Source organism: Jatrophihabitans sp. YIM 134969 (assembly GCF_054456675.1).
Map to the genome: position 1 here is coordinate 13,340 of NZ_JBTJEQ010000013.1, position 13,505 is coordinate 26,844.

Annotated in this window: 9 protein-coding genes; 5 read left to right on the plus strand and 4 right to left on the minus strand. The window is 70.9% G+C overall.

Features of this window, described 5'->3' with window-relative positions; translation table 11 throughout:
- Positions 1–63 precede the first annotated feature (63 nt).
- Complete coding sequence (locus ACXR2U_RS08970) at positions 64–1,530, minus strand: C40 family peptidase (protein ID WP_458824634.1); 1,467 nt, start codon at positions 1,528–1,530, stop codon at positions 64–66.
- Between the two features lie 4 nt (positions 1,531–1,534).
- A complete protein-coding gene (locus tag ACXR2U_RS08975; protein ID WP_458824635.1) occupies positions 1,535–2,614 on the minus strand; it encodes a phosphatase PAP2 family protein in 1,080 nt (359 codons plus the stop codon).
- Positions 2,615–2,701: 87 nt separating this feature from the next.
- On the opposite strand from ACXR2U_RS08975, the gene ACXR2U_RS08980 reads away from it, so the two are divergent.
- The 5 genes from ACXR2U_RS08980 (at position 2,702) to ACXR2U_RS09000 (ending at position 10,511) form a co-directional block, all read left to right on the plus strand.
- Positions 2,702–5,509: an aconitate hydratase gene (locus ACXR2U_RS08980; RefSeq protein WP_458824636.1), complete on the plus strand. Its 2,808-nt coding sequence runs from the start codon at positions 2,702–2,704 to the stop codon at positions 5,507–5,509.
- 306 nt (positions 5,510–5,815) lie between these two features.
- Positions 5,816–6,946, plus strand: coding sequence for a sugar ABC transporter substrate-binding protein (locus ACXR2U_RS08985; RefSeq protein ID WP_458824637.1), 1,131 nt, complete (start codon positions 5,816–5,818; stop codon positions 6,944–6,946).
- 123 nt (positions 6,947–7,069) lie between these two features.
- The gene (locus tag ACXR2U_RS08990) at positions 7,070–7,852 is read left to right on the plus strand and encodes an ATP-binding cassette domain-containing protein (protein WP_458824638.1); all 783 of its coding nucleotides are present in this window, start codon (positions 7,070–7,072) and stop codon (positions 7,850–7,852) included.
- Positions 7,849–9,222, plus strand: a complete 1,374-nt coding sequence (locus ACXR2U_RS08995) for a sugar ABC transporter permease (protein WP_458824639.1) — start codon at positions 7,849–7,851, stop codon at positions 9,220–9,222. Before ACXR2U_RS08990 ends, ACXR2U_RS08995 begins: the two co-directional genes overlap by 4 nt.
- 17 nt (positions 9,223–9,239) lie before the next feature.
- Entirely contained in the window at positions 9,240–10,511 is a 1,272-nt protein-coding gene (locus tag ACXR2U_RS09000; protein WP_458824640.1) for an ROK family transcriptional regulator, read from the plus strand.
- A 115-nt stretch (positions 10,512–10,626) separates the two neighbouring features.
- Here ACXR2U_RS09000 and ACXR2U_RS09005 read toward each other — a convergent pair whose 3' ends face one another.
- Complete coding sequence (locus ACXR2U_RS09005) at positions 10,627–12,480, minus strand: ABC transporter ATP-binding protein (RefSeq protein WP_458824701.1); 1,854 nt, start codon at positions 12,478–12,480, stop codon at positions 10,627–10,629.
- 189 nt (positions 12,481–12,669) lie between these two features.
- The gene (locus ACXR2U_RS09010; RefSeq protein WP_458824702.1) at positions 12,670–13,470 is read right to left on the minus strand and encodes an enoyl-CoA hydratase/isomerase family protein; all 801 of its coding nucleotides are present in this window, start codon (positions 13,468–13,470) and stop codon (positions 12,670–12,672) included.
- Between the last annotated feature and the right edge of the window lie 35 nt (positions 13,471–13,505).

Sequence of the window (13,505 nt, forward strand, 5' to 3'; positions counted from 1 at the left end):
TCTGGCGGGCCCACCGTACGGGAGCCCGCGCCGCGCTGCCTGTGACGACGGGAGGAGCGCCGATCAGGTGAGCGGCCGCACCGCGCCGTAGTAGTCCGAGCCCATGTTCCAGATGGACGTGATGCGCACGTGGTCGCCGCTCTGGGGTGCCTGGATGACGTTGCCGTTGCCGATGTACATCGCGACGTGGTGGATCGTGCCCGCGCTGTAGCCGTAGTAGAGGAGGTCACCGGGCATGAGCTGGTTGGTCGTCGGGTGGAAGTTGCCCGACATCTGCGACCACATCGCCACGGTGTAGTGCGGCATGTAGGTCCACGGCGCCCAGGCGTAGAGCACCAGACCGGAGCAGTCGAAACCGTAGACGTGGCAGTCGTTCCAGGCCGCGCCGCTCTGGCACACGCCGTAGGTCGGGCCGTTGGTGTTGCCACCCGCGAACGCGTAGGGCTGGCCCAGCCACTTCATGGCCCGGTTCACCGCGGCCTGGCCCATGGCGGGCGTCCACGACCCGCCGGACGGTGACCCGCTGCTGGAGCCGCCACCGCCTCCGCTCGGCGCGCCGCCGCCACCGTTCGACGACCCCCCGCCGTCGTTGCCCGCCTGCTCCTGCTGTTGCTGCTGGGCGGCGGCGATGGCCGCCTGCCGCGCGGCTTCCGCCGCCGCGGCGCGCCGCTGCGCCTCCTGGCGGGCCCGTTCCTGCGCCGCGGCGATACGCGCCTGCTCCGCCTTCCAGGCGTTGTACTTCGTCCGCTGGTCCTGGAGCCCGAGCAGCGCGGCCTGGGCGGTGTCGAGCTTGGTCTGCACCGCGGCGGCCTGGGACTCGGTCGAGGCCTGCTCCTGCTGGGCGACGGACTCGGCCGCGCGCGCGTCGGTGTAGGCCTGCTCGGCGGCCGTGGTGAGCCGGGTCTGGGTGTCGACGGCCTGCCGGGCCGCCGCGTCGGCGTTGGCCTTCGCGACCTTGGCGCGGTTCAGCCGGCCGATGCCGTCGGCCTGGTGCGAGGTCACGTACGACTGGAACGCGGACGACTGCAACAGTTCGGTCGGGTCGTCGGCCGCGAACAGGGCCCCGGTCCCGCCCTGGGTGGCCGCACCGGCGAGGTAGCCCGCCTTGACCGAGGCGTTGAACGCCGTCTGGGCGGCGGCGACGTCCTTCTGGGCGGTCGTGACGGCCGCCTTCGCCGCGGTCGCCTTCGTCTTGGCCTCGGCCAGCTGGCTGACCGCGTAGGCGTACTTCTGCTCGGCGAGTTCCGCCGCGGCCTGCAACTGCTCCACCTTGAGCTTGAGCTGGCTCAGCTGGGCGGTGAGCGCACCGACCTCGGTCGCCAACTGGGTCTTGGTGGTCTGCGCCGCGCCGATCTGCGCGTCGCTGGGGTTCGGCGGCGGCGTGGGGGTGGCGAGGGCGGACGAGGCGGACCCGACCACCAGGCTCGCGCCCACCACGACCGCCGCGAACACCGCTGCGAAGCGGGGGCTGCGAGGTCGACGGCGGGACGTCCGCCGGGGGTCCGGACGTCGGGAGACGGGAGTCGGCACGGGGTCAGACTGCCACTCCTGCCCCATCCGTGCCAGACGACCCTCCATTATCACGAGTCACACGCGCCCCAGACGCGACACGCTGACCCGATCCGGACGTGGCGGCGACCCCGTCCGAACCCCCGTCGGCGGAGCCCCGGCGGCGCTCCCGCCGCTGCTCCCACCACCGCGCGGCGAGGTGGACCCCGAGGGCGTAGACGACGCCCGCGGCGAGGTCGACCACGTAGTGCTCGCCCAGGTACACCAGCGACAAGCCCATGAGCACGGGGTAGAGCAGCACCAGCCACCGGGCCCGCCGGACCCACGGCCGTGCCGACCGCCCGAGCAGCATGAGCACGAACAGCGAGATGACCGTGGCGTAGGCCGTGTGGAGCGAGGGCATCGCCGCGACGGGGTTGCTCGCCACCTGCCCCTCCTGCAGCAGGTTCCCGGCCTTGTCGACGTGCAACCAGAGCCAGCCGCGCGAGGTCGCCCGCAGCACCGGGCCGATCACGCCCTGCTCCGAGGCGTACCAGGGCGGGGCCGCCGGGAAGAGGACGTAGGTGACCACGCCCGCGGCCGCGAGGCCGATGACCCGGGTGATGAACTGCAGCCACACCTGCCGCGAGCGCAGCCACAGGACCACCGCCACGACGGGCGTGGCGAGGAAGTGCGTGGTGTAGACGAGCGTGGCCACGGCGTCGTACCAGTGCGGCACCCCCGGGTCCAGCAGGTGCTCCTGGATCCACACGGTGGGCACCACGCCGAAGATCGCGCGGTCGGCGGCGGCGACGTCCGACATGTGCAACGGGAGCCCGATGATCCGAGCGAGCCCCCGGGAGTAGTCGTAGACGACCAGGGCGGCGGTGAAGGGCAACCAGTCGAACAGGACCTGCCGGAAGGCCCGCCAGCCCCGGCCGAGGCACCGGATGCCGAGCCCGGAGAGGATCAGCAGCAGCAGCGTGCCGCGGTCGGTGGGCACCCCGACGGTGACGACCAGGACCACCACCGCGGCGATCCAGCCGATCAGCACCCGGATCCGGATGCGGTGCCAGCGGGCGTCCTCCCCCGCGGGCTCCACCTCCGCGTCCGTGGCGTCCGTCATGTGGCAGAGCGTACGAACGTCGGGTGGGCGGCGGGTGGAAGGATGGACCCGACGATCCCAGCGCTCGCGCCACCGGAGGTAACCGACGTGCCCGTCACCACCCAGGACAGCTTCACGAGTCGCAAGACCCTGACGGTGGGTGAGGACAGCGTCGACTACTTCGACATCACCGGCATCGAGGGCGCGGCCGACCTGCCGTTCAGCCTGAAGGTCCTGCTGGAGAACCTGCTCCGCAACGAGGACGGCCTGAACGTCACCCCCGACCAGGTCCGCGCGCTGGCCGCGTGGGATCCCGACGCCGAGCCGGACACCGAGATCCAGTTCACGCCCGCGCGTGTCGTGATGCAGGACTTCACCGGCGTGCCGGCCATCGTCGACCTCGCGACCATGCGCGAGGCCATGCGTGACCTCGGCGGCGACGCCACCAAGATCAACCCGCTCGCGCCCGCCGAGCTCGTCATCGACCACTCGGTGATCGCGGACCTGTTCGGCACCCCCGACGCCTTCGAGCGCAACGTCGAGCTGGAGTACGAGCGCAACCGCGAGCGCTACCAGTTCCTGCGGTGGGGCCAGACCGCCTTCGACGGCTTCAAGGTCGTCCCGCCGGGCACCGGCATCGTGCACCAGGTCAACATCGAGTACCTCGCACGCGTGGTCTTCGGCGGCGAGGAGGGCGGCGGCGTCGCCTACCCCGACACTCTCGTGGGCACCGACTCCCACACGACGATGGTCAACGGCCTCGGCGTGCTCGGCTGGGGCGTCGGCGGCATCGAGGCCGAGGCGGCGATGCTCGGCCAGCCCGTCAGCATGCTCATCCCCCGCGTGGTCGGCTTCAAGCTGACCGGCGAACTGCCCGACGGCGCCACCGCGACCGACCTGGTCCTCGTCATCACCGAACTGCTGCGCAAGCACGGCGTGGTCGGCAAGTTCGTCGAGTTCTACGGCGACGGCGTGCCGGCGGTGCCGCTCGCGAACCGCGCCACGATCGGCAACATGAGCCCCGAGTACGGCTCGACCTGCGCGATCTTCCCGATCGACGACCAGACCCTGGACTACCTGCGCTTCACCGGCCGGTCCGAGCAGCAGGTCGCGCTCGTCGAGGCCTACGCGAAGGCCAACCTGCTCTGGCACGACCCCACGCACGAGCCGAAGTTCTCCGAGCGGCTCGAGCTCGACCTCTCGACCGTCGAGCCCTCGCTCGCCGGCCCGAAGCGCCCGCAGGACCGGGTCCCGCTGGCCTCGGCCAAGAACATGTTCCGCGCGGCGCTCGGCGACTACGCCGACGACGGCACCAGCGGCTCGGTCGACGAATCGCTCGAGGAGACGTTCCCGGCGTCGGACCCTGTTGCACCGGGCAACGATGTCGGCGACTCCCCCGCCCCGCAGCCGCTCTCGGCCGCGGACGGCGGCGACGGCCGGGTGACCAAGCCGGTCGAGGTCACCCTGGCCGACGGCACCTCGATGGTCCTCGACCACGGCGCGGTGGCGATCGCCGCGATCACGTCGTGCACGAACACGTCGAACCCGTCGGTGATGGTCGCGGCGGCGTTGCTGGCCAAGAACGCGGTCGAGAAGGGGCTGTCGTCCAAGCCCTGGGTGAAGACCACCCTGGCGCCGGGCTCGAAGGTCGTCACCGACTACTACGACCGCTCGGGACTGACCCCGTACCTCGACAAGCTCGGCTTCTCGTTGGTCGGGTACGGCTGCACCACGTGCATCGGCAACTCCGGCCCGCTGCTCGACGAGATCTCGGCCGCGGTCAACGACGCCGACCTCGCGGTGGTGTCGGTGCTGTCCGGCAACCGCAACTTCGAGGGCCGGATCAACCCGGACGTCAAGATGAACTACCTGGCGTCACCGCCGTTGGTGGTGGCCTACGCCCTGGCCGGCTCGATGGACGTCGACATCACCACCGACGCACTGGGCAACGATCTCGACGGGAACCCGGTGTACCTGCGTGACATCTGGCCCTCGCCCCAGGAGGTCCAGGACGTCATCGCCACGGCGATCACCGTCGAGCAGTACACCAGCGAGTACGGCGCCGTGTTCGAGGGCGACGAGCGCTGGCGCGGCCTGCCGACCCCCGAGGGCGACACCTTCGAGTGGGACACGGAGTCGACGTACGTGCGCAAGCCCCCGTACTTCGACGGCATGGCCACCGAGCCGTCGCCGGTCACCGACATCGAGGGCGCGCGCGTCCTGCTCAAGCTCGGCGACTCCGTCACCACCGACCACATCTCACCCGCGGGCTCGATCAAGGCCGACTCCCCCGCCGGTGACTACCTGCGCGAGCACGGCGTGGAGCGGCGCGACTTCAACTCGTACGGCTCGCGCCGCGGCAACCACGAGGTGATGATCCGCGGGACGTTCGCCAACATCCGGCTGCGCAACCAGATCGCGTCGGGCACCGAGGGCGGGTTCACCCGCGACTTCACCCAGGACGACGCCCCGGTCACCTCGGTCTACGAGGCCTCGGAGCACTACCAGGCCGCCGGCACGCCGCTGGTCATCCTGGCGGGCGCCGAGTACGGCTCGGGTTCCTCGCGCGACTGGGCGGCCAAGGGGACGGCGTTGCTCGGGGTGAAGGCGGTCATCGCCGAGAGCTACGAGCGCATCCACCGCTCCAACCTCATCGGGATGGGTGTGCTGCCGCTGCAGTTCGCGGAGAAGAACGCCGACGCCTACGGGCTCGACGGCTCGGAGACGTTCACGATCACCGGCGTCACCGAACTCAACGAGGGCCGGGTTCCGCGGACCGTGCACGTGGTCGCCACGCCGTCCGACGGCCGTTCGCCGATCGAGTTCGACGCGCGGGTCCGCATCGACACCCCCGGCGAGGCGGAGTACTACCGCCACGGCGGGATCATGCCGTACGTGCTGCGTTCGCTGCTCTGATCCGCCGGCCCGCCGAGCGGGCCCACCGCACCACCCACGCCGGCCGGCGACCCCCGGGTCGCCGGCCGTGCCCTTGTTCACACCTGTCCCGAGATGTCCCGATCGTCGGGTGTGATGGAAGGGTTTGCAGTGTGTCGACTGCGTGAGCGGTAGATGACACGCCGGATAACGATGAGGTTGCGGGTGCTGGCGCTGGGCCTCACGGAGGCATATGTTCGCCGCCGCAACATAATTCGGTGGCACCGTCGCGACCAGACGTCAGTCGGTGCGGCAAGCCAGGACAGAGACGTCTGGAAGGCGGAATCAATGCGCAAGTCGGTCACCACCCTCGCGATCGCGGGCACCATCGCCGCGCTCGCACTCACGGCCTGTAGCTCGAGCGGGTCGGACGACACGTCCAACCCCGGCAGCGGCAGCAGCGCCAGCAGCAGCGGCGGTTCGGGCGCCGCGGACGGCAAGGGCACCAAGGTCGGGATCATCCTCCCCGACACCCAGTCCTCCCAGCGTTGGGTCACCGGTGACCCCGAGGCGCTGAAGTCCGGCTGCGAGGCGTCCAACCTGGACTGCGACATCCAGAACGCCAACGGCGACGCCGCGAACATGAAGACCATCGCGTCGAGCATGCTCGCCGACGGTGTCAAGATCCTCATGATCGTGAACCTCGACTCCGCCTCCGGTGCGGCCATCGAGGCCGACGCCAAGAGCAAGGGCGTCACCACGATCGACTACGACCGCCTGACCCTCGGTGGCAGCGCGGCGGCGTACATCTCGTTCGACAACGTCAAGGTCGGCGAGCTCCAGGGCCAGGCCCTGACCCAGTGCTCGCAGGTGCAGGGCAAGTCCGCGGTCAAGTACGTGGACATCAACGGCTCGCCCACCGACAACAACGCCACGCTGTTCAAGCAGGGCTACGACAGCGTGCTCAGCAAGACCTCCGGCTGGACCAAGGTCGCGGACCAGTCGATCGCCGACTGGGACAACACCACCGCCGGAACGACCTTCGCCTCGATCCTGCAGGCCAACCAGGACATCAACGCGGTCATGGTCGCCAACGACGGCATGGCCAACTCGGTCATCGGCCAGCTGAAGACCCAGGGCCTCAACGGCAAGGTCGCGGTCTCTGGTCAGGACGCCACGGCCCAGGGCCTGCAGCACATCCTCGACGGCGACCAGTGCTTCTCGATCTACAAGCCGTACAAGCTCGAGGCTGACGCGGCCATCAAGGCCATGGTCGAGATCGCCAACGGCAACGCTCCCACGACGACGGGTACCGTCAAGGACACGCAGACCAACCAGGACGTGCCTGCGATCCTCGAGACCCCGATCACGATCACCAAGGACAACGTCGGCGACCCGATCAAGGGTGGCGACGTCGCCAAGGACGAGGTGTGCAGCGGCGCGTACGCGGCCAAGTGCACCGCGGCCGGGATCAGCTGACGCCCTGACGGGCTGACGCACCACCGCACCACCACTCCGGGGCGGTCGGGCACGAGCAACCCTCGCGCCCGACCGCCCCGAGTGCTGTCTCACCCGCACCATTTCTGATTGAGGAGACCCACCATGGCCGGCGACCCGGTCCTGCGCCTGCGCGGCGTGAACAAGAGTTTCGGCCCCGTCGACGTTCTCAAGAGCGTCGACTTCGAGGCCTATGCGGGCGAGGTCATCTCGCTCGTCGGTGACAACGGCGCCGGCAAGTCGACGCTCGTCAAGTGCATCGGCGGCACGTACCAGATCGACTCCGGCGAGTACCTGTTCGAGGGCAAGCCGGTGACGGTGCACAGCCCCCGGGACGCCTCGGCGCTCGGCATCGAGATCGTCTACCAGGACCTCGCGCTGGCGGACAACCTGGACATCGTCCAGAACATGTTCCTCGGCCGGGAGCGCCACCGCGGCCTGATCCTCGACGAGATCGCGATGGAGAAGGCCGCCCAGGACGCCCTGAAGTCACTGTCGGTGCGCACGGTGAAGTCCGTGCGCCAGCGGGTCTCCAGCCTGTCCGGTGGTCAGCGACAGACGGTCGCCATCGCCAAGTCCGTGCTCTGGCAGAGCAAGGTCGTCCTGCTCGACGAGCCGACCGCGGCGCTCGGCGTCGCCCAGACCGCCGAGGTCCTCGGGCTCGTCCGGCGGCTCGCCGACCAGGGTGTCGCCGTCGTGCTGATCAGCCACAACATGAACGACGTCCTGCAGGTCAGCGACCGCATCGCCGCGCTGTACCTCGGTCGCATGGCGGCCATCGTCAAGCGTGAGGAGGTCGACCAGCGTCAGCTCGTCGAGCTCATCACCACCGGCCGGACCGGCAACATCGGCATCCCGGCCGCGCACATCGAGGGAGTCGTGGCATGACCCAGCCTCCCGACATGAACAAGGGCGGCGCCTCGGAGGCGCCCCAGCCGAACGCGGCCGAGCTGTCCCGCGCGGCGGCGGCCGCCGAGGCGACCGCTCCGATGGAGAGCACGCTCTCGTCCTACTTCCACACCTGGACCCAGCGCATCCGCGGCGGCGACATCGGCTCGTTGCCGGCCGTCGGCGGTCTGGTCGTGCTGGTGATCCTGTTCGGCCTGCTGCAGTCGTCGTTCCGCTCGCTCGGATCGCTGGCGAACATCACCAACCAGAGCTCGTACACGATCATCCTGGCGATGGGCCTGGTCTTCGTGCTGCTGCTCGGTGAGATCGACCTGGGCGCCGGTACCAGTGCCGGCTTCTGCGCGGCGATCATGACCCGCATCACGATCGGCTACACCAACAACTGGTTCATCGCGATCGCGGCGGCGCTGGTCGCCGGTGTCCTGCTCGGTATCGCCACCGGCTGGCTGGTCGCCAAGCTGCGCATCCCGTCGTTCGTGGTCACCCTGGCGCTGTTCCTCGCCTACCAGGGTCTGACCCTGCTGGTAGTCAACAACTTCAAGGGCCAGCACGGCAACCTGACGGTCAACAACGACTTCATCGCCGCCCTCAACGGTGGCCAGATGACGCCGGCTCTCGGGTGGGTCATGGCCGCGGTCGTGGTCATCGGCTACGCGCTGGTCAAGATCTCGGACAGCACGCGTCGTCGCAAGGCCGGACTCATCGCCGAGCCGATCGCGCTGGTCGCGATCAAGGTCGGCGCGATGGCCGTCTTCTTCATCGTCCTGGTGCTGCTGTTCAACGCCAACCGGGCGCTGAAGACCGCGGGCGGCGGCGTCATCGTCCGTGGTCAGCGGCAGGCCGAGCAGGTCCTCGAGGGCGTGCCGTGGGTCGTCCCGATCATCATCTTCTTCGCGGTGGTCTGGACCCTCGTGCTCACCCGCACCCGCTACGGCCGGCACGTCTTCGCGGTCGGCGGCAACGCCGAGGCCGCTCGCCGGGCCGGCATCGCGGTCGACCGGATCCGCATCTCGGTGTTCGCCATCAACACGTTCATGGCGGCTGTCGCGGGTGTCCTGCTGGCCTCGTACACCGACGGTTTCGACGCCTCGATCGGTGGCCGCAACACGCTGCTGCTCGCCGTCGGTGCGGCCGTCATCGGTGGCACCAGCCTCTTCGGTGGCAAGGGCCGTCCGCTCGACGCGATCATCGGTGGCCTCGTGCTGGCCGTCATCACCTACGGCATGGCCAACGCCATCAAGGGCGTCAACGGTGCCGCGGTGCAGCTGATCATCACCGGTGCCGTGCTGGTCCTCGCCGCCGCGGTCGACGCCCTGGCGAGGCGCCGCGCCGGCTCTCGCGGGCTCTAGCGCGAAGCGCCCCGGCGATGACCACGATCGCCGGCGGCGGCGCGGTTCCGGCGCGGGCAGGGGGCCACACTCCCCCTGCCCGCCCGGACGCCGTCCGCCGCCACAACCTCGCCCGGCTGCTGGCCGAGGTCCACAGCCACGGCGAACTGTCGCGGGCGGACCTCACCACCCGCCTCGGGCTCAACCGCTCGACGATCGGCACCCTGGTCGGCGAGCTGGTGAACCTCGGCCTGCTCGAGGGTTCGGCCCCTGACGTCGCCGAACGCTCCGACCTCTCGGCCGGGCGCCCGTCGCACGTCGTGCGACCACGCTCGGACGGTCCGTTCGTCCTCGCGGTCGACGTCGAGGTGGACCGGGTGGCCGTCGCCGCCGTCGGCATCGGCGGCGTCGTCCTGCAGCGTGAGGACCGGGCCACCCGCAGCCGTCGCCCCGGACCCGTCGCCGCCGCGGTGGCCCGCTCCATCGAGCGGGTCGTCGCGTCCTCCCCCGGGTTCCCCGTCGGGATCGGCATCTCCGTGCCCGGTTCGGTCGAGCGGCGTACGGGCGCGGTCGCGCTCGCGCCGAACCTCGAGTGGCACGACGTCGAGTTCGCCGCGCTCGTCCACGACGCCCTCGTCACGCCGATGCTCTCCGGCCTGCCCGTGCACGTCGGCAACGACGCCAACCTCGGCGCCGTCGCCGAGCAGGTCCGTGGCCGCGCTCGCGGTCACGAGGACGTCGTGTTCCTGCTCGGTCGCATCGGCGTGGGTGCCGGGATCATCGCCGGCTCGTACCTGCTCACCGGCCACGCCGGTGCCGCGGGCGAGGTCGGCCACCTCTGTCTCGACGCCAGCGGCCCGCCCTGCCACTGCGGCAGCCGTGGGTGCGCCGAGGTCTACATCGGCGACGCCGCGCTGCTCGCCGCCGCGGGACGGCCCGACCAGCTGAACCGGGAGGCGGTGCGCGAGGTCCTCGACGCCGCCGAAGCCGGCGCGCCCGTCGAGCTGGGCGCCGTCCGCGAGGTCGCGCGTCAGCTCGGACGCACGGTCGCCGCGCTGCTCAACCTCGTCAACCCGTCGGTGGTCGTGGCGGGCGGGAGCCTCGCCCGCGTCGTGGAGATCGCCGGTGACGACACCCGCGCCGAACTCGCCCGCTTCGCCTTCGGCCGCGCCGGTGAGCTCGTCGAACTCTGCGCCTCGTCCTCACGCGCTGGCGACGCCTGCCTGCTCGGCGCCGCCGAACTGGCCTTCACGCCCCTGCTGCAGGACCCCTCCGGCTTCGCCCCCGTCGCCCTCAGCATCGCCCACTGACCCGCACGACCGACCCGCGCCGAACGGGTGAGTGGTCACGAAACCCCGCGAGTGGCGACCTTTTCCCGCCCACTCGAAGGGGGAAGTGCCCACTCGCCCGGGTTCGGGGGTGGACCTACGGGGTGGCGGCGGTGACAGCGAACTGGGTGCGGTACAGATCGGCGTAGAGACCGTCGCGGGCGAGCAGGTCGGCGTGGGTGCCGGTCTCGACCACGCGGCCCCCGTCGACCACGACGATCCGGTCGGCGCCGACGATCGTCGACAGGCGGTGGGCGATGACCAGCGACGTGCGGCCGGCCAGTGCGGCGTCCAGGGCCTGCGCCACCGCGTGCTCGCTCTCGCTGTCCAGGTGCGCCGTGGCCTCGTCGAGGATGACGACCGGCGGCGCCTTGACCAGCAGCCGCGCGATCGCGAGGCGGGCCTTCTCGCCGCCGGAGAACCGGTAGCCGCGGTCGCCGACCACGGTGGCGAGGCCGTCGGGCAGGCTCGCGACCAGGTCGCCGATCTGCGCCGCCTCGAGGGCGGCCCACAGCTGCTCGTCGGTGGCGTCGGCCCGCGCGTACCGCAGGTTGGCCGCCACCGTGTCGTGGAACAGGTGCGGGTCCTGGCTGACGACGCCGACGTGGGCGCGCAGCGAGTCGAGGGTGACGTCGCGGACGTCGTGCCCGCCGATGCGCACCGCGCCGGCCGTGACGTCGTAGAGCCGCGGGACGAGTTGGCTGATGGTCGTCTTGCCCGCACCCGACGGCCCCACGAGGGCGACCAACTCCCCCGGCGCGGCCGTGAAGCTCACCCCGTGCAGGACGGGCTCGTTGCGGCGGTCGTCCAGCACGGCGACCTGTTCCAGCGACGCCAGCGACACCTCGTCCGCGGCCGGGTAGCGGAAGTCGACGTCGTCGAACTCGACCCCGCGGGCGTCGGCCGGCAGTTGGACGGCGTCCGGGCGGTCGACGATGCCCGGGTCGAGGTCCAGCACCTCGAAGACCCGGTCGAAGCTGACCAACGCGCTCATGACGTCGACCCGCGCGTTCGACAGCGCGGTGAGCGGGCCGTAGAGCCGCGACAACAACAGCGCGAGGGTGACGACCGTCCCGGTCGAGAGGCTCCCGTTCAGTGCGTAGTAGCCACCCAGGCCGTAGACCAGCGCCTGCGCCAGCGCCGCGACCAGGGCGAGCGCGACGAAGAACGCCCGTGCGTACATGGCCGATCGCACACCGATCTCGCGGACGCGGTCGGCCCGCTCGCGGAAGTACGCGCTGTCGTCAGCGGGGCGACCGAACAGCTTGACCAGCAGCGCGCCGCTGACGGTGAACCGTTCGGTGACGGTCGAGTTCATCGACGCGTTGAGGTCGTAGGACTCGCGGGTGATGGCCTGCAGACGGCGGCCGATCCGCTTCGCGGGCAGGACGAACACCGGCAGCATCACCAAGGCGATCAGGGTGATCTGCCACGACAACGTGAACATGACCGCCGCGGTGAGCACCAGGCTCACGATGTTGGAGAGCAGGCCCGACAACGTCGACGTGAACGCCTGTTGGGCGCCGAGCACGTCGCTGTTGAGGCGGTTGGTCAACGCACCGGTCTGCGTGCGGGTGAAGAACGCGATGGGCATCCGCTGCACGTGGTCGAACACCCGCGTGCGCATGTCGAAGATCAACGCCTCGCCGATGCGGGCCGAGAACCAGCGGCTGGCGAACGAGAGCAGGGCGTCGACGACGGCCAGCGCGGCGATGAACCCCGAGGTCCACGCGACGGCCGACACCGGCGCGTGCGAGGAGATGTCGTTGACCACCCGACCGGCGAGCACCGGCGTGGCGACACCGACGAGCGAGCCCCCGGTGATGACGACGGCGAAGACCGCGATGGCCGGCCAGTACGGTCGCGCGAACCCCAGGACGCGGCGCCACGTCCCCTTCGGTACGTCGCGGCTGGAGTCCTGCTTGCTGCGGCTGATGGTCGACCAGACCATGCCGTGGGCGGATGTCACCGCATCATGGTGCGACCTCCACCGCACCTGAGGTCAACCGGCACGCTGCGCTGAGGGCGAACCGCCCGCCGAGGTGGGCGGACCCGCGGCGCGGTCTAACCCCGGTGTGGTGGTCGCGCGCCACGCCGATCGAGCAACCACAGCTCCTTGATCAACTTCGGCGGGGGGCGGTCAGCCGGTGCCGGCGGCGAGCGAGCGCAGGCGGGCCAGTTGGGCCGTCCGTTCGCGCTGCTCCTGCGCCGTGTTCCGTTCCCCGTTGGCCGCGAGCAGCAGAGCCTTGGTCGCGACGGCCGCGCCGCGCGGGACGGCGAGCAGCGCGTCGAGCAGCGGTTCGACGGCCGCGTCGAGCCCGCCCGCCGGCACGACCGCGGTGGCGAGGCCGATGCGCAACGCCTCCTCGGCGCCGACCCGGCGCACGGTGAGGCAGAGGTCCACCGCACGGGAGTAGCCGACCAGGTCGACCAGCCGCTGCGTCCCGCCCAGGTCCGGCACGATGCCCAGGCCCGCCTCGGCCATGCAGAACGAGACGTCGTCGGCCACGAGGCGCATATCGCACGCCAGGGCCAACTGGAACCCACCGCCGATTGCGTGACCCTGCACCAGCGCGATCGTGGTGATCGGTGCAGTCTGCAACCATCCGAACGCCGCCTGGTACTCGGCGATCTGCGCCTGGCCCTCGTCCGGCGTCATCGTGGCCAGCGCGACGATGCCGGGTTGACCGGGGACACCCTCGGGCTGGAACAGACGCTTGTCGAGGCCCGCGGAGAACGCCCGACCCTCACCCCGCAGCACGAGCACCCGCACCGATTCGGGCAGGCCGTCGCGGACCCGACGCAGTGCGGTCCAGGTGAGGGGTGTCTGGGCGTTGAGTGCGTCGGGCCGGTCGAGGCCGACCACCGCGACCGCGCCGTCGCGGGCGAGTCGCAGGGTCACGCCGGAGCCGTCGGGGTCGACGGGCACGGGGCCCGCCAGCAGCGCGTCGGTGTCGAACAGGGGCGGCGGAGCGT

What these genes read in the sequence shown, in the direction of transcription:
- ACXR2U_RS08975 (WP_458824635.1), bottom strand. Translation starts at nt 2,614, where the DNA reads ATGACGGACGCCACGGACGCGGAGGTGGAGCCCGCGGGGGAGGACGCC.
- ACXR2U_RS08985 (WP_458824637.1), top strand. Translation starts at nt 5,816, where the DNA reads ATGCGCAAGTCGGTCACCACCCTCGCGATCGCGGGCACCATCGCCGCG.
- ACXR2U_RS08990 (WP_458824638.1), top strand. Translation starts at nt 7,070, where the DNA reads ATGGCCGGCGACCCGGTCCTGCGCCTGCGCGGCGTGAACAAGAGTTTC.
- ACXR2U_RS08995 (WP_458824639.1), top strand. Translation starts at nt 7,849, where the DNA reads ATGACCCAGCCTCCCGACATGAACAAGGGCGGCGCCTCGGAGGCGCCC.
- ACXR2U_RS09000 (WP_458824640.1), top strand. Translation starts at nt 9,240, where the DNA reads ATGACCACGATCGCCGGCGGCGGCGCGGTTCCGGCGCGGGCAGGGGGC.
- ACXR2U_RS09005 (WP_458824701.1), bottom strand. Translation starts at nt 12,480, where the DNA reads ATGGTCTGGTCGACCATCAGCCGCAGCAAGCAGGACTCCAGCCGCGAC.